At 60.9% G+C, this 22,803-nt stretch carries 21 protein-coding genes; 6 read left to right on the top strand and 15 right to left on the bottom strand.

Annotated elements, in window-relative coordinates:
* Nucleotides 1–102: 102 nt before the first annotated feature.
* Complete coding sequence (locus EFD55_RS22285) at nucleotides 103–1,143, bottom strand: glutamine synthetase beta-grasp domain-containing protein (RefSeq protein WP_125847456.1); 1,041 nt, start codon at nucleotides 1,141–1,143, stop codon at nucleotides 103–105.
* Nucleotides 1,144–1,575: 432 nt separating this feature from the next.
* Between EFD55_RS22285 and gstI the strand changes: the two genes are divergently transcribed.
* On the top strand, nucleotides 1,576–1,767 hold the full coding sequence (gstI, locus tag EFD55_RS22280) for a glutamine synthetase translation inhibitor GstI (protein WP_125847454.1): 192 nt from the start codon (nucleotides 1,576–1,578) through the stop codon (nucleotides 1,765–1,767).
* 75 nt (nucleotides 1,768–1,842) lie between these two features.
* Here the strand turns inward: gstI and EFD55_RS22275 are convergent, their stop codons facing one another.
* From EFD55_RS22275 to EFD55_RS22245, 7 genes are all read right to left on the bottom strand, one after another.
* Nucleotides 1,843–2,778 (bottom strand): sugar kinase, encoded by a 936-nt coding sequence (locus tag EFD55_RS22275; RefSeq protein WP_281039993.1) that lies wholly within the window; start codon nucleotides 2,776–2,778, stop codon nucleotides 1,843–1,845.
* 176 nt (nucleotides 2,779–2,954) lie between these two features.
* Entirely contained in the window at nucleotides 2,955–3,296 is a 342-nt protein-coding gene (locus EFD55_RS22270; RefSeq protein ID WP_125847450.1) for a hypothetical protein, read from the bottom strand.
* A 177-nt stretch (nucleotides 3,297–3,473) separates the two neighbouring features.
* Nucleotides 3,474–4,460: an ABC transporter ATP-binding protein gene (locus tag EFD55_RS22265; protein WP_125847448.1), complete on the bottom strand. Its 987-nt coding sequence runs from the start codon at nucleotides 4,458–4,460 to the stop codon at nucleotides 3,474–3,476.
* Entirely contained in the window at nucleotides 4,453–5,454 is a 1,002-nt protein-coding gene (locus tag EFD55_RS22260) for an ABC transporter ATP-binding protein (protein ID WP_125847446.1), read from the bottom strand. Before EFD55_RS22260 ends, EFD55_RS22265 begins: the two co-directional genes overlap by 8 nt.
* Before the next feature lies 1 nt (nucleotide 5,455).
* Nucleotides 5,456–6,373 (bottom strand): ABC transporter permease, encoded by a 918-nt coding sequence (locus EFD55_RS22255; RefSeq protein ID WP_125847444.1) that lies wholly within the window; start codon nucleotides 6,371–6,373, stop codon nucleotides 5,456–5,458.
* Entirely contained in the window at nucleotides 6,370–7,293 is a 924-nt protein-coding gene (locus EFD55_RS22250) for an ABC transporter permease subunit (RefSeq protein WP_017965401.1), read from the bottom strand. Before EFD55_RS22250 ends, EFD55_RS22255 begins: the two co-directional genes overlap by 4 nt.
* A 48-nt stretch (nucleotides 7,294–7,341) precedes the next feature.
* Entirely contained in the window at nucleotides 7,342–8,922 is a 1,581-nt protein-coding gene (locus EFD55_RS22245) for a peptide ABC transporter substrate-binding protein (RefSeq protein ID WP_125847442.1), read from the bottom strand.
* A gap of 285 nt (nucleotides 8,923–9,207) precedes the next feature.
* On the opposite strand from EFD55_RS22245, the gene bglA reads away from it, so the two are divergent.
* The 3 genes from bglA to EFD55_RS22230 all read left to right on the top strand — a co-directional run bounded on the left by bglA (nucleotide 9,208) and on the right by EFD55_RS22230 (nucleotide 11,515).
* The gene (gene bglA / locus EFD55_RS22240; protein WP_125847440.1) at nucleotides 9,208–10,854 is read left to right on the top strand and encodes a beta-galactosidase BglA; all 1,647 of its coding nucleotides are present in this window, start codon (nucleotides 9,208–9,210) and stop codon (nucleotides 10,852–10,854) included.
* 72 nt (nucleotides 10,855–10,926) lie between these two features.
* On the top strand, nucleotides 10,927–11,232 hold the full coding sequence (locus tag EFD55_RS22235) for a type II toxin-antitoxin system RelE/ParE family toxin (RefSeq protein ID WP_125847438.1): 306 nt from the start codon (nucleotides 10,927–10,929) through the stop codon (nucleotides 11,230–11,232).
* Complete coding sequence (locus EFD55_RS22230; RefSeq protein ID WP_125847436.1) at nucleotides 11,225–11,515, top strand: addiction module antidote protein; 291 nt, start codon at nucleotides 11,225–11,227, stop codon at nucleotides 11,513–11,515. Before EFD55_RS22235 ends, EFD55_RS22230 begins: the two co-directional genes overlap by 8 nt.
* Nucleotides 11,516–11,548: 33 nt before the next feature.
* On the opposite strand, the gene ade is transcribed toward EFD55_RS22230, so the two are convergent.
* Both ade and EFD55_RS22220 read right to left on the bottom strand, forming a co-directional pair.
* On the bottom strand, nucleotides 11,549–13,246 hold the full coding sequence (ade, locus tag EFD55_RS22225) for an adenine deaminase (protein WP_125847434.1): 1,698 nt from the start codon (nucleotides 13,244–13,246) through the stop codon (nucleotides 11,549–11,551).
* Between the two features lie 117 nt (nucleotides 13,247–13,363).
* Nucleotides 13,364–14,467, bottom strand: coding sequence for a branched-chain amino acid ABC transporter substrate-binding protein (locus EFD55_RS22220; RefSeq protein WP_125847431.1), 1,104 nt, complete (start codon nucleotides 14,465–14,467; stop codon nucleotides 13,364–13,366).
* A gap of 460 nt (nucleotides 14,468–14,927) precedes the next feature.
* Here EFD55_RS22220 and EFD55_RS22215 point away from each other — a divergent pair, with 460 nt between their 5' ends.
* The gene (locus EFD55_RS22215; protein WP_125847429.1) at nucleotides 14,928–15,842 is read left to right on the top strand and encodes an HD-GYP domain-containing protein; all 915 of its coding nucleotides are present in this window, start codon (nucleotides 14,928–14,930) and stop codon (nucleotides 15,840–15,842) included.
* A gap of 76 nt (nucleotides 15,843–15,918) precedes the next feature.
* Here EFD55_RS22215 and aptA read toward each other — a convergent pair whose 3' ends face one another.
* A complete protein-coding gene (aptA, locus tag EFD55_RS22210) occupies nucleotides 15,919–17,244 on the bottom strand; it encodes an omega-aminotransferase AptA (RefSeq protein ID WP_125847427.1) in 1,326 nt (441 codons plus the stop codon).
* A 250-nt stretch (nucleotides 17,245–17,494) separates the two neighbouring features.
* Here aptA and EFD55_RS22205 point away from each other — a divergent pair, with 250 nt between their 5' ends.
* Nucleotides 17,495–19,468: a PhoX family protein gene (locus EFD55_RS22205; protein ID WP_125847425.1), complete on the top strand. Its 1,974-nt coding sequence runs from the start codon at nucleotides 17,495–17,497 to the stop codon at nucleotides 19,466–19,468.
* Between the two features lie 173 nt (nucleotides 19,469–19,641).
* Here the strand turns inward: EFD55_RS22205 and EFD55_RS22200 are convergent, their stop codons facing one another.
* From EFD55_RS22200 to choW, 4 genes are all read right to left on the bottom strand, one after another.
* Entirely contained in the window at nucleotides 19,642–19,959 is a 318-nt protein-coding gene (locus tag EFD55_RS22200; RefSeq protein WP_125847423.1) for an ArsR/SmtB family transcription factor, read from the bottom strand.
* A gap of 117 nt (nucleotides 19,960–20,076) precedes the next feature.
* Nucleotides 20,077–20,826: a HugZ family pyridoxamine 5'-phosphate oxidase gene (locus EFD55_RS22195; RefSeq protein ID WP_125847421.1), complete on the bottom strand. Its 750-nt coding sequence runs from the start codon at nucleotides 20,824–20,826 to the stop codon at nucleotides 20,077–20,079.
* A gap of 31 nt (nucleotides 20,827–20,857) precedes the next feature.
* The gene (choV, locus tag EFD55_RS22190; protein WP_125847419.1) at nucleotides 20,858–21,910 is read right to left on the bottom strand and encodes a choline ABC transporter ATP-binding protein; all 1,053 of its coding nucleotides are present in this window, start codon (nucleotides 21,908–21,910) and stop codon (nucleotides 20,858–20,860) included.
* Nucleotides 21,907–22,752: a choline ABC transporter permease subunit gene (choW, locus tag EFD55_RS22185; protein WP_125847417.1), complete on the bottom strand. Its 846-nt coding sequence runs from the start codon at nucleotides 22,750–22,752 to the stop codon at nucleotides 21,907–21,909. The genes choV and choW overlap by 4 nt, the downstream gene beginning before the upstream one ends.
* Nucleotides 22,753–22,803: the final 51 nt, after the last annotated feature.

Genomic DNA, 22,803 nt, shown 5'->3' with positions numbered 1-22,803 from the left:
AGAGCCTTAGCGGCTCGATCCCCGCGAATATGTCAGCGGTCGATCACGGCTTTCATGCGGAAGGAATGACGGCGCCGGTCGAGGACCGGCGCCGCTGGGAGGTCAGGCGGCGGCGGAAGCCGAGCCTGCGAGCGGAACTTCCGAGATCGTCTTCAGAACCTGCGAAGCGATCTGGTAGGGGCAGCCCTGCGAGTTCGGGCGGCGATCTTCCAGATAGCCCTTGTAGTCGTTCTTGATGAAGGAATGCGGTACGCGGATCGAAGCACCGCGGTCGGCAACGCCGTAGGAGAACTTGTTCCACGGAGCCGTCTCGTGCTTGCCGGTCAGGCGCTTGTCATTGTCAGGGCCGTAGACATTGATGTGGTCCATCAGGTTCTTTTCGAACTGCGCCATCAGCGCTTCGAAATAGGCCTTGCCGCCGACTTCACGCATGTACTTGGTCGAGAAGTTGCAGTGCATGCCCGAACCGTTCCAGTCGGTGTCGCCGAGCGGCTTGCAATGATACTCGATGTCGATGCCGTACTTTTCGGTCAGGCGCTGCAGCAGGTAGCGCGCCATCCAGATCTGGTCGGCAGCCTTCTTGGAGCCTTTGCCGAAAATCTGGAATTCCCACTGGCCCTTGGCCACTTCGGCATTGATGCCTTCGTGGTTGATGCCGGCAGCCAGGCACAGGTCGAGATGTTCTTCGACGATTTCGCGGGCGACGTCGCCGACGTTCGAATAGCCGACGCCGGTGTAGTAAGGACCCTGCGGAGCCGGATAGCCCTGCTCGGGGAAGCCGAGCGGACGGCCGTTCTGGTAGAAGAAATATTCCTGCTCGAAGCCGAACCAGGCATCCTCATCGTCGAGGATGGTGGCGCGGGCATTCGATGCGTGCGGGGTGACGCCATCGGGCATCATGACTTCGCACATGACGAGCGCGCCGTTGGTGCGGGCCGGGTCGGGATAGATGGCGACGGGCTTCAGCACGCAATCGGAGCTGCGGCCTTCGGCCTGCTGCGTCGAGGAGCCGTCAAAGCCCCAGAGCGGAAGCTGTTCCAGCGTCGGGAATACGTCAAATTCCTTGATCTGCGTCTTGCCACGCAGGTTCGGTACCGGAGTGTACCCATCGAGCCAAATATACTCGAGCTTATATTTTGTCATCGTGACTCTCTCAATGCTACGAAGGTGAGCAAATCCGGAGACGATCTCGGCGCGCAAACGCATCCGACCGCCAGGGGATGCATCTATTGAAGCATGTAGCGTGCCAGTTTGACGCCCTGCGAAAGAAAAATCACGAATCAGCCGGCCTGCGCGCTTTTTTCCGCTTCCCCTAAAGTAGCCCGATTTCACAGCCGAAGGCTGAATCATCAGGAAGAAAGGAAATTTTTGGCCTTGGAACCGGATGAAAAATTGGGCGTTAGCCTAAACTGATGAAGTGTTGAACAAATAGGCGCCAGCTTCTGGCGTAGACAGCATAGCGATCAATCACCGTGATGGTGATGCATATATTTTATGCAATTTGCATAAACTCTGTGCATCGTGCTATGGTTTCGGTGGCAAATGTTGATGCGCGAGCTGAATGGAGGCGATCTCATGCCCACCGGTTTCCATCGTGAATCCGCAACGATCTACCAGTTTCCCGTCAGGCCGCCGCGGGCCGTCAGCCGGTTCGAACGCGCCCGGATAATGGAGCGCGAGGCAGCCGATGTCTGCGACGCAGCGCTCGACAGCTGCTGGTATCATGACGAGGCGGTTCGCGAGACCGATCGGCCGACGAAGTCCTGATTTCCTGTTTCGCTCCGGGGAGCCGGAATGCCGATAAGGCGGGGAGCGCCCGCGCATGGCATTCTTGTTATATTGTCATGCGCGGGCCCGGCCGCCGCTCAAGCCAAGCTTTTCTTTCACGACCAACGCGCCATGCTCGCTGACGACGCGGGCTGCGACGCCTGCCGCGAAGCGGGCGGCGGCGGGCGCATCGCCGGTTTCCAGATATCGGGAAAGGAAGGCGCCATTGAAACTGTCGCCGGCGCTTGTCGTGTCGACCACCTTCTTCACCTTCTCGGCCGGAACGAAGGTCTCCTCGCCGGCGAAATTCAACCTGACGCCATCCGCACCGTTCTTGACGACAATATTGACGGCGCCGAGCGCCTTATAGCGGTGGATGGTCGCGTCGATGGAATCGTCGCCAAAATGGGCGGCCTCGTCGTCGAAACTCGGCATGACGAGCACGGAAGAGCGGGCGCCTTCGCTGATCGTCGTGTGCATCACGTCGTAGCTTGCCCAGAGGCGGGGACGGATGTTGGGGTCGAAGACCACGAGCTTGCCGGCGGCTTTGGCGCGGCGGATTTCGGCGAGCAGCGTTGCGGCATCCTCACGCGGAAGAATGGCAAGGGTGATGCCGGAGAAATAGACGACGTCAGCGCTTTCCACCGCCTCGCGCACACGGTCAGGATCGGCGGCGAGGCTGCGGGCAGCCGAATTGTCGCGCCAGTAGCTGAAGGAGCGCTCGCCGTCCTTCAGGTTGATCATATAGAGGCCGGGCGTTCTTCCTCTGATGCGGCGGATGAGGCTGGTGCCGATGCCTGATTTGTCGATGAAGGCCACCATCTCATCCGACATGGCGTCGTCGCCAAGCGCGGTGAAATAATCGACGGACCAGTCGGCGGCAAGACAGGCGCGGGCATACCAGGCGGTGTTGAAGGTATCGCCGGCAAAGCCCTTGCGCAGCAAGCCGTCGCCCGCCTGCGAAAGTTCCACCATGCATTCACCGATCGATAGAAACCGTCTTGCGCTCACCTTGTCCTCCCGGCATGAGCGCCGCTGATCCAACAGGCCGCTCCATCGCTTTGATTATCCGCTGATACGCGGAGCCGCGCGGAGAGACAAGCACCGATATCATCGGCGCCGATCTCACGCGGAATGAAAAGCCCGCCTTCACCGACGAAGCGAAGGCAGGCGCCGGCGAAGGATGGTTATTCGTGGATTGTGTAGCTGCCGAGTTCGCAAAGGTCCTGCGTGTCTTCGGTGGTATCGAGGTCGGAACCCTCTTCGAATTCGAAGCGCATATCGTATTTGCAGACCGTGCGGCCGTCGGCGATGGTGATGTTGACGCTTTCGCCCGGATCGAGAACGTTCTCGCCGAATACATCTTCCTCCCAGTTGTCGACGCCGGTCGGCGAGCTGTAGAAACGCGTCAGGACGGAATTGGTCCCATTGGTGAGCTGGAACTTCAGATCTTCGGCATGCGAAGGCCCGGCGGAGGCGGTGACGATCGCAGCCGCAAGTGCGATCAATCCTGACAGTTTCGATTTCATGTAACGTTCCCCTGGCCCATGATCAGGCCGGAACGAAATAGCATATCGCCATCTAAATCTTCGTTATCAGAGACTATAGATTCCGAAACAAGCCCGTTTCGGAACGCTCCGTCTTGAAGATGGATGCGCAGATATTCGGAAAAGAGCGAAGGCCACTTCAGGTGGCCTTCGTTCCATTCACGGCCTGTCCATGTGATAGCAGGCGGCCTTCTGGCCGGGGCGGACTTCCTCGGTCGGCGGCATTTCGGTGCGACAAATGTCGGTCGCTTTCCAGCAGCGGGGAGAGAAGACGCAGCCTTTCGGCGGATTGAGCGGCGAGGGTGGATCGCCCTGCAGGCGGATGCGGGTGCGCAGGCGCGCAAGTTTCGGATCCGGGATCGGCGCTGCGGAAAACAACGCCTGCGTATAGGGATGGGCGGGATGATCGAAGACGGTGGCGCAGTCACCGGCTTCCACCACCCTGCCGAGATAGAGCACCAGCACATCGTCCGAGATCAGGCGCACGACCGAGAGATCATGGCTGATGAAGATCAGCGTCAGGCCGAACTCCTTGCGCAATTTGCGCAGAAGCGTGATCACCTGGCCCTGGATCGAGACGTCGAGGGCGGAAACCGGCTCGTCGCAGACGATGAGCTTCGGTTTGGTGACAACCGCGCGGGCAATGCCGATGCGCTGTGCCTGGCCGCCGGAGAATTCGTGGGGATAGCGGTTGATCATCTCCGGCACGAGGCCGACAGCGGTCATGATCTCTCGCACGCGCTCGGTGCGCTCGGCCTTCGAAAGCTTCGGCTCGAAGACGGTGAGCGGCTCGGCGATGATATCGCCAACCGTCATGCGCGGGTCGAGCGAGGCGATCGGATCCTGGAAGATGATCTGCATGTCGCGGCGTGCGGCGCGCATTTCCTCATCGGTGAGGTCGAGAAGGTTGCGGCCCTGCCAGAGGATGCGGCCCTTCTGCGACTTCAGGAGCCGCAGGATGGAGCGGCCGAGCGTGGACTTGCCGCAGCCGGATTCGCCGACGATGCCGAGCGTGCGGCCCTCGGCGAGATCGAAGCTGACATTGTTGACGGCGGTGAGGAAGACCGGCGGCTTGAAGAGGCCTTTTGCCGGCAGTTCGAACTGGGTCGTCAGGTTCTCGACCCTCAGAAGCGATCGATCAGCCATGGTTCAACAACTCCTCACGACGGGGGAACGGATGGTAGCAGGCTGCGCAGTGGCGCGGCGCCAGCGTTTCGAGGGCGGGCGGGCGGTCGATGCAATCGTCCTGGACCTGCGAACAGCGCGGCGAGAAATTGCAGCCCTTCGGCAGGTGCTGCAGGTTCGGCGGACGGCCGGGGATGACGACGAGGTCATCGACATCCTGGTCAGGGCGCGGGATCGAGGCGTGCAGCGCTGCGGTATAGGGATGGGCCGGGTTGTCGAAGAGCTCGTCGACGGGCGCCTCCTCGACGATGCGGCCGGCATACATGACGGCGACACGGTCAGCGAGGCCGGCGATGACCCCGAGATCGTGGGTGATCATGATAAGGGCCGTATTCATTTCCGCCGTCAGATCGTTGAAGAGATCAAGGATCTGCGCCTGGATGGTGACGTCGAGCGCCGTCGTCGGCTCGTCGGCGATCAGGAGCTTCGGCTTGGTGAGCAGCGCCATGGCGATAACGATGCGCTGGCGCATGCCGCCGGAGAGCTCGTGCGGATAGAGGTTGAAGCGCCGCGTCGGGTCGGGGATGCCGACGCGTTTCAGCATGTCGAGGGCAGCAGTGGATGCGGCGCGTGCCGTCAGGCCACCGTGGACCTCGAGCTGTTCCGTCAGCTGCCGGGAGATCTTTAGCGACGGATTGAGGGCGGTCATCGGGTCCTGGAAGACCATGGCCATATCCTTGCCGCGGATCTGGTCGAGTTCGCGCGGCTTCAGCGCCAGCACGTCCTTGCCTTCGAGCAGCGCCTGTCCCGTCGTTTTGCCGTTCTTGGCGAGCAGGCCCATGATGCCGAGGAAGGTCTGGCTCTTGCCGGAACCGGATTCGCCGACGATGGCGATGCGCTCGCCGCGCCGGACGGTAAGGTTCATGCCGGAGACCGCCTTCACCTCGCCGTCGGGCGTCGCGAAGGTGATCGAGTAGTCCTTGAGTTCGAGGAGGATGTCTTTTTCTTGGAGCATTCTATCGATCCTTCGGGTCGAACGCGTCGCGCAGGCCGTCGCCGATGAAGAGCAGGCTGAGCAGCAGCGCCACAAGGAAGCTGGCCGGGAAGATCAGCAGCCATGGCATGCTTTCCATGGCGTCGGTTCCTTCGGCGATCAGCGTGCCAAGCGAGGTCAGCGGTTCCTGCACGCCGAAGCCGAGATAGGACAGGAAGCTTTCCGTGGCGATGATCTCGGGAACGGTCAGTGCGGCGAAGATCACCACCGGGCCGACGAGGTTCGGAATGATATGCTTGATGATGATCTTGAACGGCCGCTGCCCGGATGCGCGGGCCGCCTCGATGAATTCGCGGTGTTTGATCGATAGCGTCTGGCCGCGCACGATGCGGGCCATGGTCAGCCATTCCAGTGCGCCGATTGCGGCAAAGAGCAGATAGACGTTGCGGCCGAAAATCACCATCAACAGGATGACGAAGAGGATATAGGGAAGCGCATACATGATATCGACGAAGCGCATCATGATCGCATCCAGCCTGCCGCCGATATATCCCGATACTGCGCCGTAGAGCACGCCGATGAAGACGGAGACGACAGTTGCCGTCAGTGCCACGGCAAGCGAGACGCGGGTGCCGTAAAGGACGCGGGCGAGAAGGTCGCGGCCATTCGGGTCGGTGCCGAAATAGTGGCCGGTTTCGATCGAGGGCGGGATGCGGAAGGCCGCCCAATCCGGATCCTCGTAGTTGAAGGGAATGAACCAGGGACCGAGGAAGGCCACGAGGATCAGCAGCGCCAGGACGATAATCGACAGGACAGCTGCCTTGTTGCGCCCGAGGCGGCGCAGCGCATCCTTGGTCAGCGACCGGCTTTCGGGCGCAAGGCCTTCCGCCGCCAGCAGTTCCTGGGCAAGCAGTTCGCGTTTTGCGGGGTTGAGGATCATCGGTTTCTCACTTTCGGATCGAGCCACGCATAGGCGATGTCGACGAGAAGGTTCAGGAACACGATCAGCACCATGTAGAAGATGACCGTGCCGAGAACCATGCCGTAATCGCGGTTCAGCGCCGCGTTGACGAAATAGCGGCCGATGCCGGGCAATCCGAAGATGCTCTCGACAACCAGCGAGCCGGTGAGAAGGTAGCTTGCCGCGGGTCCGAGATAGGAGACGACAGGCATCAGCGCAGGCTTCAGCGCGTGGCGCATCACAGTCAACCGCGGGCCGATGCCCTTGGCCTTGGCGGTGCGGATGAAGTTCTGGTTCATCACCTCGATCATCGAGCCGCGCGTGATGCGCGAGATACGCCCGGCATGCGGCAAGGCAAGCACGACGATCGGCAGGATGAGGTATTTGATCGAGCCGTCGCCCCAGCCGCCAACCGGAAACCACGCGAGATGGATGCCGAAGACGAGCTGCAGGATGGGCGCTATCAGGAAGTTCGGCAGCACGACGCCGATCAGGATGAGCGCACCCAGAATATAATCCGGTGCCTTGTTCTGATAGAGCGCTCCAAGACAGCCGACGGCGACGCCGACAATGATGGCAATCAGGAAGGCAGCCGTACCGATGGTGAAGGTGTAGGGCAGACCGATCATGATCTGCTGGGCGACGGTGAAATCCTCGCTGGCGAAGGAGGGGCCGAGATCGCCCCTGAGCAGGTCTCCGACGTAGATCAGGTACTGCTGGATGAGCGGCTTATCCAGATTGTAGTGGATCGCAAGGTTCTTGAGGATCACCGGCGGCAATGGCCTTTCGCCATCGAAAGGGCCGCCGGGGGCAAGGCGCAAAACAAAAAACGAGGCTGTTACGGCGATCCACATGACGGGGATCGTCGACAGGAGGCGACGGAGGGCGTATTTGATCATGGTCGTGGGCCGGTCCTTTCCGCGGTGTGCGGAAAGGACCGTTTTCCCTTACTCTTTCATCGACAGCCAGCGGGTGCGGTGGATGTCCTGAATGTTGTCGACGAAGCCTTCGATCTTCGGCGAAACGACATTCTTGGAGACATAATAGTAGATCGGCAGGGCGGCGGATTCATCGAGCGCCAGTTGCTCGGCCTTCTTGAAGATTTCGGCGCGCTTCTTCAGATCGGTCTCGGCGTTGCCGTCCTTGATCATCTTGTCGTAATCAGGATTGGACCAGCGGCCGTAATTCATCTGCACGCCCGTCACCAGGAGGTTCAGGAAGTTATCAGGATCGTTGTAGTCGGCGAGCCAGCCGGCGCGGCCGATCTCGACCTGGCCACGCTGCATCTGGTCGTAATGCACCTTGGTTTCAGCATTGACGAGTTCGACATCGACGCCGAGCGGCTTCCACATGGAGGCGATGGCGACGGCGATGCGCTTGTGGTTGTCGTTGGTGTTGTAGCTGAGGACGGCGTGGAGCGGCTTGTCCGGGCCGAAGCCGGCTTCTTTCAGCAGCTTCTTGGCTTCTTCGACCTTGTCCTTATAAGGAAGATCCTTCCAGGAAACATAGGCCGGTTCGCCGTAGTTTGCCGTGCCCGGCGGAACCCAGGAGTAAGCCGGCAATTCGCCGGTGCCGAGGATCTGCGGACCGATGACTTCGCGGTTGATCGCCATGGAGAGAGCCTGGCGGACGCGCTTGTCGCTGAAGGGCGGCTTCTGCGAATTGACGACGTAGTAGTAGAGGCCGGAGAAGGGGGCGACATGCGCCTGGCCCGGCAGGTTCTTCTTCATCCACTCGTACTGGTCGGTCGGGAAGTCAGTGAGAATGTCGAATTCGCCGGCGCGGTAACGCTTCAGCGCGGCTTCCTGGTCCTCGAGCACGAAGAACTTGGCGCCGTCGATCTTCAGGTCCTTGTTGCCGTACCACTGGTCGTTCTTGACTGTTGTGACGTGCGAGCCCGGAACCCATTCGACCGGCTTGTAAGGGCCGTTGGTGACGATATTGCCGATCTTGACCCAATCCTGGCCCTTCGCCTCGACGACATGCTTCGGCAACGGATAGGCCGTGTAATGCATCAGGGCGTTAATGAAGTAAGGCGTCGGGTTTTCCAGGGTGATTTCGAGCGTCTTGTCGTCGATCGCCTTGACGCCGAGCTGGCTGAAATCGGTGATCTCACCCTTGTTGATCTTTTCGGCGTTCTTGATGGTGAACTGCAGATAGGCATAGTCGGCGGCGTTCTTCGGGTCGACGAGGCGCTGGAAGGCGAAGACGAAGTCTCCTGCCGTTACCGGCTGGCCATCGGACCACTTGATGCCGTCACGAAGCTTGAAGGTGTAGACCTTGCCATCAGGCGAAATGGTCCAGCTTTCGGCCTGGCCGGGGATCGGATTATCCTTGGCGTCCTCGGTGACGAGGCCTTCGAAAATGTCGCCGGCGATACGGTTTTCCCAGTCGCCGGAAAGTTTCTGCGGATCGAGCGACTGCGGGTCGCCACCATTGTGAATATTGAGCGTGGCCGCATGCGCCGAAAATGCCAGCAATGTGCCAAGCATTGCGGAGGCGAGAAATTTTTTCGTGAATTGGTTCATGGTGGGTCCACCTTTCTAGGCTTTGCGCCTTTATTAGACATTTGTTCCCGGGTTTGACCTCTTACGTGCAGGTCAGTGCGCACCTTATCGCAAAGGCTTTGCGTTGCAACCCCAAATCCGGAGGATGGATTTGGGTTGTGGACAAGCCTATAAACGCCGCCCCCTTGCCGGTTCGCGACGACGCGTTGCGACCACGTCGGGACCGTTCATAACGGCTTCGCCCGGTTGTCTTTTGTTGCGTCCGCTTTAGTGTGGCGGGCGCGAACAAGACAGGAGACGCAGCCGATGACATTGCAGGCAGGCGGGAATGCGGACTGGTGGCGCGGCGCGGTGATCTATCAGGTCTATCCGCGCTCGTTTCAGGACACCAACAGCGATGGGCTCGGCGACCTCAAGGGGATTACCCGCCGGCTGCCTTATATCGCCAGCCTCGGCGTCGATGCGATCTGGCTTTCCCCTTTCTTCAAATCGCCGATGGCCGATATGGGCTACGACGTTTCCGATTACTGCGACGTCGATCCGATCTTCGGGACGCTTGCCGATTTCGACGAGATGATGGCGGAAGCGCACAGGCTCGGCATCAAGGTCGTCATCGACCAGGTGATCTCGCATACCTCCGATCGCCATCCCTGGTTCGTCGAGAGCCGGTCGAGCCGGACCAATCCAAAAGCGGACTGGTATGTCTGGGCCGACCCGAAGCCGGATGGTACAGCGCCGAACAACTGGCTGTCGATCTTCGGCGGTCCCGGCTGGGAATGGGACGGCGTACGCCGCCAATATTACCAGCACAATTTCCTGACCTCGCAGCCGGATCTCAATTTCCATAGCGGGGAAGTGCAGGATGCGGTGCTCGAGACGGTGAAGTTCTGGCTCGACCGCGGCGTCGACGGCTTCCGGCTGGATACGGTCAACTATTATTTCTGCGACAAGCAGCTCAGAAGCAATCCGCCGCACGAGCCCGATACCAGCGACGGAGGCCTCGATGCGCCCGACACCAACCCCTACGGCATGCAGAACCACCTCTACGACAAGACGCAGCCGGAAAATATCGGCTTCCTCAAGCGATTCCGGGCACTGCTCGACCAATACGAGGACCGCACGACCGTCGGCGAAGTCGGCGACGGGGCGCGCTCGCTGAAGACGGTGGCCGCTTATACGAGCGGCGACGACAAGCTGCACATGTGCTACACGTTCGATTTGCTGGGGCCGGAGTTTACCGCCGAACATATCCGCGGCTGCGTCGATGCTTTCCAGAAAGCCGTGACCGACGGCTGGGTCTGCTGGGCTTTCTCCAATCACGACGTCATGCGCCATGTCAGCCGGTTCGCGCTGACGGAAGAAGAGCGCCCCGTCATCGCAAAACTGGCGATCTCAGTGCTCGCGGCGCTGCGCGGCTCGATCTGCCTCTATCAGGGCGAGGAACTCGGCCTGCCGGAGGCGGAGCTCGCCTTCGAGGATCTGCGCGACCCCTACGGCATCCGCTTCTGGCCGGCCTTCAAGGGTCGCGACGGATGCCGCACGCCGATGCCCTGGGAGGCCGGCAAGGCGCATGCCGGCTTCACCTCGGCCGAGAAGAGCTGGCTGCCGGTGCCCTACGAGCAGGCGGCACTTTCCGTGGATACGCAGGAGGGGAGCGACAGCTCGGTACTGCACCACTATCGCCAGACGCTCGCCTTCCGGAAGAGCCATCCGGCACTGATCGACGGCGACATGAGCTTCATCGACACCAACCAGGACCTGCTCGCCTTCATCCGCGAAAAGGCCGGCGAAAAGCTGCTTTTCGTTTTCAACCTGACGCGCAAACCGGCAGAATTCCGCCTGCCTGCCGGCATAGTGCTCGGGGAGCCGCTTGATATGCCGGGCTTCGACGCAGTGGCAGGCCCGGGATCGGTGAAGCTTGCGGCGCTGGATGGGTTTTGCGCGCGGGTTTGATATTTGGGCTGCTCGTTCCGGCCGTGGAAACGGCGGATTTTGACAGAATGTATTTTTTAACTTACAATTGACGTGTTCATATTGAAGCAGACGGCCACGTTTCGAAAGTGGCACAAAAGGCTGAAGGATGGAAAGGCCAAGGCGATGATCGCCTTGCGTCTGCAGCGTCTTGTGACCGGACATGCCGGCGACGCCGCACCAGTCGGCGAGGGAGTGAGCGAACTGAGCATTCATTACGGACCCGGCTATCGGATCTATTACCGGAAGCGGGGAGAAACCATCATCGTGCTTCTCTGCGGCGGTGATAAGAGCACGCAGGAAACCGATATACGAACGGCAAAAAGAATTGCCGCGGAATGGAGCGACGATAATGGCTGAAGAAATTTTCGACTTCGATCCCGCCGAGATGCTCGATTCCGACGAGGCCATCGAGACCTTTATCACCGAGGCACTACAGACCGGAGACGCGAAATTCATCGCGTCCGCTCTTGGTGTTGTCGCGCGCGCCAAGGGCATGAGCAAGATCGCCAGGGAAACCGGTCTTGCGCGGGAGCATCTTTATAAGGCCCTCAGCGAAAACGGAAATCCTACCCTCGAAACCACGCTGGCCGTGATGAAGGCCATCGGGCTTGAACTCACGACCAGACATCACGCGGTCTGAGAGCGTCCGCCGCCAATCCGGCCGAACAACGCATCACCTAATCAGCGCGAACTTGTCCACATCAACCATTCCCATGTCCGAAATCTTCAGATGTGGGATGACGGGCAGCGGCAGGAAGGCGAGCTGGAGAAAGGGTTCTTCCAGCGTGGCGCCGAGCGCGAAGGCGGCCTTGCGCAGATGGTGCAGCGTATCGCGGACGGTCTCGTAGGGCTCGAGGCTCATCAGGCCGGCGATGGGCAGGGCGATTTCGCCGGTCACCTTGCCATCCTCGACGACGACGAAGCCGCCCTTGATCTCGCCGAGGCGGTTTGCGGCGCATGCCATATCGTCCTCATTGACGCCGACGATGCAGATATTGTGGCTGTCATGGCCGACGGTGGAGGCGATGGCCCCCTTCTTCAAGCCGAAGCCCTGGACGAAGCCGTTGGCGTGGTTGCCGTTCTTGCCGTGGCGCTCGATGACGGCGACCTTGATGATATCGTTGTCGAGATCGACCGTCGTCTCGTTGCCCTTGACGGGCAGGCGGTAGCGGCGATGCTCCGTGATGATCTTGCCCGGCATGACGCCGATAACCGGCGTTTCACCCTCGGCGACCGGCACGCCGAAATGGGCGGCGTTGACGGGCCGGGCCTTGACGCTGTCGAGACCGATCGGGGCGACCGGCCTGCGTGTCGAAAAGAGTGCGTCGGTGACGCGGCGGCCGGCCGAGAAGACCATCTCGGCACGGCAGTTTTCCAGGCTGTCGAGAACGACCAGATCGGCCCGCCAGCCCGGCGCCACCAGGCCGCGGTCCCTGAGGCCGAAGGCGCGGGCGGCAGAGATCGAGGCGGCGCGATAAATCGCCAGGGGCTCGACACCGGCTGCGATCGCGGTGCGGATCATGTGATCGAGATGGCCCTGTTCGGCGATATCGAGCGGATTGCGGTCGTCGGTGCAGAGCGCGAGGTAGGGTGAAAGCCGCTCGGTGATGATGGGGATCAAAGCGGCGAGATCCTTGGAGACCGAGCCTTCGCGCACGAGGATGTGCATGCCCTTGCGGATCTTTTCCAGCGCTTCCGCAGCGCTCGTGCATTCGTGCTCGGTGTGGATGCCGGCTGCGAGGTAGCCGTTGAGGTCGTTGCCGGAAAGAAGCGGGGCGTGGCCGTCTATATGGCCGCCCTGAAAGGCGTCGAGCTTTGCCATGCAGACGGGATCCTTGTGGATCACCCCGGGAAAATTCATGAACTCGGCAAGGCCGATGACCTTGGAATGGTCGCGGTAGGGCAGGAGGCTTTCGATCGGCAGGTCGGCGCCGGAGGTTTCGAGATGTGTGGCGGGTACGCAGGAGGAGAGCTGGACGCGGATGTCCATGATTGTTTCCAGCGCCGAAGCGAGGAAGAACTCGATACCTTCCTTGCCAAGCACATTGGCGATCTCATGCGGATCGCAGATCGCGGTCGTGACGCCGTAGGGCAGGACGCAGCGGTCGAATTCGTGTGGCGTCACCAGCGAGGATTCGATGTGCAGATGCGTGTCAATGAAGCCGGGAACGACTGTTCTGCCCGAGATATCGATTTCGGTCTCACCCTCGTAATTGCCTGACGTGCCGACGATGCGGTCGGCGCCGATGGCAATGTCGGAGCGGACGAGTTCACCGGTGACGAGATCGAAGAAGCTGCCGCCCTTCAACACGATGTCGGCAGGCACACGGCCCACACCCTGGTCGATGAGACGTTCGAGTCTGCTGGTCATGGCTTTGCTCACATTGCAACCGATTCCAAAACTTATAACCGATCTGCGGCGACATGCGATGCCCACAAACGAAACCGGGCGCCTTGCGGCGCCCGATCGCTGTCTCTGTGCCTTGGTTTATTCCGCGGCGACGATCTTGCCGCCTTCCCACTTGTAGAGCGTGAAGCTCTGCGAGGTGAGGTCACCGGTTTCGCCGTAGGTGACCTTGCCGATGGCGGTCGGGATTTCCTTGCCGTCTTTCAGCGCAGCCGCAACGGCTTCCGCATCCTCGGCGCTGCCGGCCTTCTCGATGCCGGCTTTCAGAACTTCGACGGCAGCATAGGCGTTCAGCGTGAAGGCCTCGGCCGGAATGTTCTTGGCGAAGAGCGCATCGGCGGCAGCCTTGGAGTCCGGGCTTTTGGTGGCGTCGGACGCGTTGGTGAACAGCGTGCCTGCCGCTGCATCCGTGCCGATGGCCCAGAATTCGGTATTGGAGAGACCGTCGCCGCCGATGATCATCGCGTTAGCGGCGAGATCATGAAGCTGGCGGGCAAGCAGGCCGCCTTCCGGGTGGTAGCCGCCGAAATAGACGACATCGACCTTCTCGGACTTGATGCGGGTGGTGAGCGCGCTGAAATCCTTATCGCCAGGCGTGATCGCATCGTTGACGACTTCGGTGACGCCGCCTGCATTCAGCGTCGCTTTGAAGGCATCGGCGAGCCCTTTGCCGTAAGCGCCCTTGTCGTTGACGATGGCGATGCGCTTATCCTTGAAATTCTTCAGCACGTATTTCGCGGCGACTTCAGCCTGCTGGTCATCGCGCCCGCAGGTGCGCAGCACATTGGTGAGGCCGCGCTTGGTAAGGTCAGGGGCCGTTGCGGTCGGAGTGACCATCAGCACGCCGTTTTCGGCCAGAACGTCCGAAACGGGAATCGCAACACCTGAGGTCACGGGGCCGACGACAAAGCGGATGCCGTCGCCGACCACCTTATTGGCGGCGGAAACGCCCTGCTTCGGTTCGCCGGCATCGTCTGCCAGCTCGAGAACGACCTTCTCGCCGAGGATGCCGCCCTTTTTGTTGATCTCGTCGACGGCGGTCTGAGCGCCGTTCTTCACCTGGTCGCCATAGGCGGCGACGGGGCCGGTCAGCGGCGCGATCAGGCCGATGGTGATATCGGCATGGGCAAGCGGCGCAAAGGCGAGCGACGCGACGAGGGTCGCCGTCAGTGTCTTGAGGGTCATTGTCTGTCTCCTTGGATGGGGTCGTCCGACCCGCGATGAGATGCCGCGCCGGCTTTCCCGATCATTCAACGGCCTCCGGGCCGTGCCAAGGACGATCGATAGCGGCGCGATCAGCGAGCCCACCGGCCATATTTGACTCGGGAAGGCTCATGAGGAGATTTCTAGGAATTTTGACAGGATTTCGCAAGTTCATAACAAAATGGAACGAAAATCAGATCGATCCGGCCGAAAATGCGCTCGGACTGGTCATTTTTCTTGCGTTTCCGCCGATTTTTTCAAGCCGGCCCAAAGCGCAAATCCTTGTCGAGATCGAAGGCCTCAGCTCTTGTGGAGGCCTTTATCTTTCCCATTAACCGTTAATTTGGCTGCTTGCGGTAGAAACATTCGATACCCAAACGCGCAGCAGTGAAAAAACAACTATCAAAGAATTACATAGACATATTAGGAAATAGAGATCTGGATGCTCAAGCGTATCGACGCCAGCCAGGTGCGTATCGGAATGTTTGTAGAGGTCATCGAAGGCCTTTGGCAGGATCCTCTTTTATCCAAGCGCAGATTTCCCCTGCGGCGCGAGATCGATGCCGCGAAAATCCGCAAATGCGGCACTGCCACCGTCGTCATCAATACGACCAGGGGTTTCGATACCAACGGCCTGCCGGGTCGTGACATCGAGATCGACGTCAAGGCCGCGCGCGAGACCATCCAGAAATCCGTTGAGGTGCTGGAGGAGGTTTTCGGCAGGCTGCAGGTTGGCGACGGAATCACCGTCGATCAGGTCGCGCCGGTGATTTCCTCCGTCTCCAAGTCGCTGGATCAGAACCCTTCGGTTTTCATGAGCGTCACGCGCCTGAAATCAAAGGACGAAGTCACTTTCCTGCATTCGATTTCGGTGAGTGCGCTGATGATCCTTTTCAGCCGTCATCTCGCTCTCGACGAACATACGGTTCAGATGCTCGGCACTGCCGGATTGCTGCACGACGTCGGCAAGATCGATATTCCGCTTGAAGTGCTCAATAAGGAAGGGCGCCTGGATGAGGATGAGATGAACCTTATCCGGCGGCATCCGGAGAAGGGGCACACGATCCTGTCGCAGCAGGAGGAGATGCCGGAGATCGTTCTCGACGTCTGCCTCAATCACCACGAACGCATCGACGGCAAGGGCTATCCGCATGGGTTGTCCGGCAGCCAGGTCAGTCTGCACGCGCGTATCGCTACGATCTGCGATGTCTATGACGCCATCACCTCCGTGCGGCCGTACAAGGCGCCGTGGAGTGCCAGCGATGCGCTGAAATGGATGCTGGGCGTGGAAGGACATTTCGATCGCCGGCTCCTGAAGAAATTCGCCCTCTGCCTTTCGATCGCCTCGGTCGCTTGAGTTTTCTGCGCTCGCAGAAACGAAAAGCCCGCGAAGACGGTTCTCCGCGGGCCATAGGCTGGAAGCCTTCACATCTTCAGATGTTGTTCTGCAGGATGGTCCGCAGCTTGCCGAAGAGCTCGTCGATATGCTGCTTCTCGATGATCAGCGGCGGGGAGAGGGCGATGATATCGCCGGTCGTGCGGATCAGGAGACCGCTTTCATAAGCCTTCAGGAAGGCCGTGAAGGCGCGCTTGGTGGGCTCGCCGGCAATGGGGTCGAGTTCGATCGCGCCGATCAGGCCGGTGTTTCTGATGTCAATGACATTGGGGCAATCCTTCAGCGAGTGCAGCGCATCGGCCCAGTAGTCGGAAAGTTCGGCTGCGCGGGTGAGCAGGCCTTCTTCCTTGTAGGTGTCGAGCGTGGCGAGAGCGGCTGCCGAAGCGATCGGGTTGCCGGAATAGGTGTAGCCGTGGAAGAACTCGATCATGTGTTCCGGGCCGTTCATGAAGGCATCATGAATCTCGGAGGTGACGAAAACGGCGCCCATCGGGATGACGCCGTTGGTCAGCCCCTTGGCGGCCGTGATCATGTCGGGCTTGACGTCGTAATATTGCGCGGCGAAGGGGGCGCCGAGGCGCCCGAAGCCAGTGATGACCTCGTCGAAGATCAGAAGGATGCCGTGCTTGGTGCAGATTTCGCGCAGCTTCTGCAGGTAGCCCTTCGGCGGGATCAGGACGCCGGTCGAGCCGGCCACAGGCTCGACGATGACGGCGGCGATGGTGGAGGCGTCATGCAGCGTGACGATACGCTCCAACTCGGTCGCGATGTCGCCGCCGTGCTCGGGCTCGCCGCGTGTGAAGTTGTTCTTGCCGGGCTGGTGAGTGTGCGGCATGTGGTCGACGCCGGTCAGAAGCGTGCCGAACATCTTGCGGTTGCTGACGATGCCGCCGACAGAGATGCCGCCGAAATTGACGCCGTGATAGCCGCGCTCGCGGCCGATCAGGCGGAAGCGTGAACCATTGCCCTTCACGCGGTGATAGGCAAGCGCCACCTTGAGCGCCGTCTCGACGGATTCGGAGCCGGAATTGGTATAGAGAACGTGGTTCAGGCCCTCCGGCGCGATGTCGACCAGGCGGTTTGCCAGTTCGAAGGCCTTGGGGTGGCCGAGCTGGAACGCCGGTGCGTAATCGAGCTCGCCTGCCTGTTCGCGGATCGCTTCGGTGATCTTCGGGCGGCAGTGGCCGGCATTGACGCACCAGAGGCCGGCCGTGCCGTCCAGCACCTGGCGACCGTCATGCGTCGTATAATACATGTCCTTGGCGCCGACGAACAAACGCGGCTCCTTCTTGAACTGGCGATTTGCCGTAAACGGCATCCAGAAGGCGCGAAGATCGTTCGGTGCATTGAGGCGATTGGACATGCTGTTCTCCTGGCCGCCGGCGGCCCATTTCCGGGGCTTCACGCCCATATTTTTACTGTCCGGTCAAATTATCAGGGCTTCCCGAGTCGTCAACGGGAAAAGTCCTGAAAGCTGCTGTGACGACCGGCAGGCTCAGGCGGCCCGTCATCATTCCTTCGCCTCGGCTTGCTACAAAAAGCGATGGCCTGCGGGCGCAATGGCATTTGCATCAATTCACTGAAATAAAACGATATTTCGACCGGAGATACTCATGTCTGACCGTCAGAAGACAAGAGCGCGGCCCACCGCGCGCCGCGCATTCGCGCCGAGTTACGGCGCCATCCTCCAAGAGGGCGTTCGCCGCCGCAGCGTGCTCAAGGGCTTCCTCACCGCAATGGGCGCTACGGCACTTGCGCCAGTGCTCGGAATATCGCGCGCGGAGGCTGCCGATTCCAGCCTGACTTTTCCTGAACTCAAGCGCGTGCGCGACACCGCCGACCACTGGCCGGAGGGTTATGAGCGCCAGATCCTGGCGCGTTGGGGCGACGCGCTGTTTCCTGACAGCCCGGAATTCGACATTGCGAGGCTGGATGGCAAGGCGGCCGAGCGGCAGTTCGGCTACAACAACGATTTCACCCAGTTCCTGCCGCTGCCCTGGGGCGAGAAGAGTTCCGACCATGGGCTGATGGTCGTCAGCCATGAATATGCGACACCTTTCCTGATGTTTCCGGGGCTGACGAAGGAGGACTACCGCGAGAAGCTGACGGAGAACCAGATCCGCGCCATCATGGCCGCCCTTGGCGTCTCGATCTTCGAGGTGAGGAAGACGGACGGCCAGTGGGCGATCGTCAAGGACGGCAAATACAATCGCCGCATCCACATGAGTACCGAGATCGGCATCTCCGGCCCGGCCGCCGGCGACGACCGCCTCAAGACCAAGGCAGATCCGAGCGGAACGGTCGTGTTCGGCACGGTTTCCAACTGCAATGGCGGCATCACTCCTTGGGGCACGATGCTTTCGGGCGAGGAAGGTGCGATGGACGCCTTTGCCGGCGACTACAAAACGCTCGCGAACCAGGAACTGGTCGAGCGCCAAGGCTGGGATGAGGATGAGAACGATATCTATTCGGTCAGCCGCGTCGAGCCGCGCTTCAAGTTCGAGGAGGAGCCGAACGAATGGATGCGTTTCGACTGGGTGGTCGAGATCGATCCGTTCGATCCGACGGCAAGGCCAGTCAAGCGCACGTCGCTCGGCCGCATGACCCATGAGGGCGCGCAGTGCTGTGTCGCTCCCGACGGCCGCGTGGTGGTCTTCATGGGCGATGACGACGATTTCGAATATATCTACCGTTTCGTCACCCGCGATCCTTGGAATCCTGGCGATCGTGCCGCCAACAAGGATCTGCTCGACCACGGCACGCTTGCTGTCGCCAAGTTTGAAAGCGATGGCACGATGGCCTGGATCCCGCTCATTGCGGGCGAGGGGCCGCTGACGGCGGAAGCCGGCTTCAAGAGCCAGGCCGACGTCGTGCTGGCGACGCGCGCCGCAGCCGACCTTGTCGGCGCCACGCCAATGGACGGGCCGGAAGGCTTCATTCCGCATCTTGGCACCGGCAAGCTTTATGTCGCCATGACGGAAAATGAGGATCGACTGCCGAAGAATGAGGGCGGCGATGAGAAAGAGATGGTCAATATTGCCAATCCGCGCGGCCCCAACCCGCATGGCCACCTTTTGGAGCTTATCGCACCCGGCGGCCCGGAAAAGCCGAATTATGCGGCTTCCAGCTTCAAGTGGGACGTCTTCATCCTCTGCGGCGATCCCGCCAAGCCTGAGGACCAGGCGATGTTCCATCCGGCCACGACGTCGGCCGGCTGGTTCACCGACCCCGACAATCTCGCCGTCGATCCGTCCGGCCGCCTGTGGGTCACCACCGATGGCCCGCCGCCGGAAGGTATTGCCGATTCCGTCTATGTGATGGACACCGAAGGCCCGGGCCGGGCGCTGCCGAAGTTGTTCTATATCGCGCCGGTTGGCTCGGAAACCTGTTCGCCGACCTTCACCTCGGACGGCAGCAGCGTCTTCCTCTCGGTCCAGCATCCGGGTGAACTCAGGATGGCCGACAACGAGGATGCGACCTCGATGGAGGACGCCGGCACCAATTGGCCGGATTTCAAGCCCGGCATACCTGCCCGTCCGTCGCTGGTGGTGCTGAGGCGCGCCAACAACGGCGCTGTCGGCAGTTAAATTGCGCCGACAGAAGCGGTAGGAGATGGCAGGCTTCCAAAAAAACACGACCGGCAAATCGCGAGATCTGCCGGTCGTGCCGTTAAGGTTCTGGTGCTGAAATATCCTTGCCGCGCCTCCGGGAACATCCCCTTACGGCACGATATCGGCCGACATTCATGTCAGCGCTATCATCAGGCTGCGGATCTATTCCTGCTTTGTACGAGGTAGATGTCTTCGAGCGTCGCCAGGATCTTCATGACCGGCTCGGAGGTGCTGGAATAGTAGATGGTCTGCGCGTCCCGGCGGGTTTTGACGAGCTTTTGGGCACGCAGTTTCGACAGGTGCTGGGAGAGCGCCGACTGGCTGAGCCCGACCTGTGTCGCGAGCGCGCCGACAGCCACTTCGCCTTTCACCAGGCTGCACAGGATCAGCAATCTTTTCGGGTTGGCCATAGCCGACAATAACGCTGCCGCCACATTCGTGTGATCGGCCAAATCAGAGGTTTCCATATTGTTATCTTCCTAATGCGAAACGTACATCATCCGTGTTGGCACAGGCCGCCAGCCGGAGTTTCGACTGGGCGGCAAAAACTAGCAATTAGGCTCGAAGATTGTATATACCTAAATTTAAGGTATCGAGTATGCTATTTTAGATATGTTTGAACAAATGTGATCGGAATCCACAGCGAGGGTTTCGAATTCGTATCGCAGCAAAAAATCACCGGAAATGATGTCGAAGCCCGCGGGATCGATACCGCAAATGCGCCAGGAACCCGATTCCGGCACTTTTAGCCGCGTTGCGAGCCTTTCGGCCACATCAGGGTGGCGTTCTACTAAATCTCGCACTGCGTCGGCCGCCGTGGCGGCGATCGCCTCATTGGCGGGCGACTGGATGATGAGATCGTTCCCCTCCAGACGATAGGCGCGGCCGAAGCCGCCATTGAGGCTTGCCTGTTTCGGGTTGAGGCGGAAGAAAAGGAAATCAGGAAAGTCGATATAAAGCTTGGCCTTGTCGTGGCGCTCGAGAAAGCGTGTGCGGATGCGCTCGTGGAACGCGTGCCCGCGCTCCACGGGTTCCACCAGGCACTGGGTCGTCAGGCGGCCGTAGGCGAGAGGATCGCCCTTGCCGGGTTCGCCGGTCAGGAGCGAGGCGCGGGGGTCGTTCGCCAGCGCCTTCGTATGGGCCGACAGCCTCGAAACCAGGATGACGGGCACGCCGTCGATATCGGTGGCGAGCAGGACACGGCTGGCGAAGGGAAAGCCGGTCTCGGGGTCGAGAACGGCAAGCGCCGCGTGCCTGGCGGAGCGCAGAAGCACGCGGGCGAGCTTTCGAGCGTCGTCGTCGGTTTCGCGAATAGGCGAGGGTTGATCTTTCATATCCGCTTTGTGGCAAAGCGGATTGAAAACATCAAGCTTCCTGCTTACGGCGATGGCGGGTGAGGCCGGCGACGATATCCTGGGCCGAGATGGTGCCGACGATCGTGCCGTTCTCGACAATGCCGATGCTGCCGGGCTGGCGGGCAAGGGCGTCGAGGACATCGACGAGCGGGGTTGCGGCGCGGGCCGTGGCGCTGACGCTCATGCCGGCGGCCGTCTGGCCGAGGCCGGGCTGCATAACGTCGGCTGCTGTCAGCATGTTGATCGGATTGAGGTTCTGCACGAAGTCGGCGACATACTGGTCGGCAGGGTTCTTAACGATGTCGTGCGGCGTTCCGCACTGGATGATGCGGCCACCCTCCATGATGGCGATGCGGTTGCCGATGCGGAAGGCCTCGTCGAGATCGTGACTGACGAAGAGAATGGTCTTCTTCAGCCGCCGCTGGAATTCCAGGAGTTCGTCCTGCAGGCGGGTGCGGATCAGCGGATCGAGTGCGGAGAACGGCTCGTCCATGAGCAGGATCGGAGCGCCGGTGGCAAAAGCGCGGGCAAGGCCGACACGCTGCTGCATGCCGCCCGAAAGCTCGTTGACCTTGCGGCCCGCCCATTTCGTCAGGTTGACGAGTTCGAGCTGTTCGCCGACGCGGACCTTGCGCTCGGCCTCCGGCATGCCGGCGAGTTCGAGGCCGAAGCCGACATTCTCGGCGACCGTGCGCCAGGGCAGGAGGGCGAACTGCTGGAACACCATGGAGACGGTGTGAGTACGCAGGTCGCGGAGCGCCTTGCTATTGCACTTGTATGGGTTGACGGAGCCGGTTGCCGTGGAGACCGCGACATCGCCGCGTACGACAGGGGCGAGTCCGTTGACGGCGCGCAGCAGCGTCGACTTGCCGGAGCCGGACAGGCCCATCAGCACCAGGATCTCGCCTTCCTCGATCGTCAGAGAGGCATCGGCGACGCCGAGCACAAGGCCGGTGGCGGCGCCGATTTCGTCGCGCGTTTTGCCCTGGTCGACCATGGCAAGGGCTGCTTCCGGCCGGTCGCCGAAGATGATGCTGACATTATTGAAAGTCACCGCGGTCATGCACCGTCTCCTTCACCCGCCGAGCGGAACATGCGGTCGAGAATGATCGCCAGGATGACGATGCAGAGACCGGCTTCGAAGCCTTTCGCGACATTGACGGTGTTCAGCGCGCGTACAACGGGCACGCCGAGACCGTCGGCACCGACGAGGGCGGCGATGACGACCATCGACAGCGACAGCATGATGGTCTGGGTGAGGCCCGCCATGATCTGCGGCGTGGCGAAGGGAAGCTCGATCTTGCGCAGCACCTGGGTCGGCGTCGCGCCGAATGCAACGGCAGCTTCGACGAGCGAAGGCGGCGTCGAGATGATGCCGAGGCGGGTCAGCCGGATCGGCGCGGGGATCGCGAAGATGACGGTCGCGATCAGGCCCGGCACCATGCCGAGGCCGAACAGGATCAGCGCCGGGATCAGATAGACGAATGTCGGGATCGTCTGCATGAGGTCGAGCACCGGGCGCATGGCGGAATAGACCCAGGCGCGGCGGGCTGCCGCTATGCCGAGGGGAATGCCGATCACCATGCTGACGAAGGTGGAGGCGAGCACGAGGGCGAGCGTCTCCGTCGTCTCCTTCCAGTAGCCCTGGTTCATGATGAGCAGCAGGCCGAAAAAGGTGAAGAGGGTGACGGCGATCGACCGGCGCAGCCAGAAGGCCAGCGCGGCGACGACGACTATGACGATCAGTGGGTGGGGCTTCTGCAGCACGAAGAGCAGGCCGTCAATGACGTGCGACAGCAGGAAGGCGAGCTGGTTGAAGAACCACTCACCGTTCGATGTCAGCCAGTCTACGAACAATTTAGCCCACGGGCCAATCGGAATCTTAGCGTCGGTGATCCAGTTCAAGGGGCGCGCCTATTCTGAAAAGAAACAACAATCGGACAAAAATGAAACGGG

It is taken from the genome of Rhizobium pisi (assembly GCF_003938655.1).
Classification (GTDB): domain Bacteria; phylum Pseudomonadota; class Alphaproteobacteria; order Rhizobiales; family Rhizobiaceae; genus Rhizobium; species Rhizobium pisi.
The sequence above is the reverse complement of the archived record's forward strand: the minus strand, read 5'-3'. Positions and strand labels throughout refer to the sequence as shown.

Excerpts from the sequence above, each read along its gene's own strand:
- EFD55_RS22285 (WP_125847456.1), bottom strand. The coding sequence starts at position 1,143 with ATGACAAAATATAAGCTCGAGTATATTTGGCTCGATGGGTACACTCCG.
- gstI (WP_125847454.1), top strand. The coding sequence starts at position 1,576 with ATGCCCACCGGTTTCCATCGTGAATCCGCAACGATCTACCAGTTTCCC.
- EFD55_RS22270 (WP_125847450.1), bottom strand. The coding sequence starts at position 3,296 with ATGAAATCGAAACTGTCAGGATTGATCGCACTTGCGGCTGCGATCGTC.
- EFD55_RS22265 (WP_125847448.1), bottom strand. The coding sequence starts at position 4,460 with ATGGCTGATCGATCGCTTCTGAGGGTCGAGAACCTGACGACCCAGTTC.
- EFD55_RS22260 (WP_125847446.1), bottom strand. The coding sequence starts at position 5,454 with ATGCTCCAAGAAAAAGACATCCTCCTCGAACTCAAGGACTACTCGATC.
- EFD55_RS22255 (WP_125847444.1), bottom strand. The coding sequence starts at position 6,373 with ATGATCCTCAACCCCGCAAAACGCGAACTGCTTGCCCAGGAACTGCTG.
- EFD55_RS22250 (WP_017965401.1), bottom strand. The coding sequence starts at position 7,293 with ATGATCAAATACGCCCTCCGTCGCCTCCTGTCGACGATCCCCGTCATG.
- EFD55_RS22245 (WP_125847442.1), bottom strand. The coding sequence starts at position 8,922 with ATGAACCAATTCACGAAAAAATTTCTCGCCTCCGCAATGCTTGGCACA.
- bglA (WP_125847440.1), top strand. The coding sequence starts at position 9,208 with ATGACATTGCAGGCAGGCGGGAATGCGGACTGGTGGCGCGGCGCGGTG.
- EFD55_RS22230 (WP_125847436.1), top strand. The coding sequence starts at position 11,225 with ATGGCTGAAGAAATTTTCGACTTCGATCCCGCCGAGATGCTCGATTCC.
- ade (WP_125847434.1), bottom strand. The coding sequence starts at position 13,246 with ATGACCAGCAGACTCGAACGTCTCATCGACCAGGGTGTGGGCCGTGTG.
- EFD55_RS22220 (WP_125847431.1), bottom strand. The coding sequence starts at position 14,467 with ATGACCCTCAAGACACTGACGGCGACCCTCGTCGCGTCGCTCGCCTTT.
- EFD55_RS22215 (WP_125847429.1), top strand. The coding sequence starts at position 14,928 with ATGCTCAAGCGTATCGACGCCAGCCAGGTGCGTATCGGAATGTTTGTA.
- aptA (WP_125847427.1), bottom strand. The coding sequence starts at position 17,244 with ATGTCCAATCGCCTCAATGCACCGAACGATCTTCGCGCCTTCTGGATG.
- EFD55_RS22205 (WP_125847425.1), top strand. The coding sequence starts at position 17,495 with ATGTCTGACCGTCAGAAGACAAGAGCGCGGCCCACCGCGCGCCGCGCA.
- EFD55_RS22200 (WP_125847423.1), bottom strand. The coding sequence starts at position 19,959 with ATGGAAACCTCTGATTTGGCCGATCACACGAATGTGGCGGCAGCGTTA.
- EFD55_RS22195 (WP_125847421.1), bottom strand. The coding sequence starts at position 20,826 with ATGAAAGATCAACCCTCGCCTATTCGCGAAACCGACGACGACGCTCGA.
- choV (WP_125847419.1), bottom strand. The coding sequence starts at position 21,910 with ATGACCGCGGTGACTTTCAATAATGTCAGCATCATCTTCGGCGACCGG.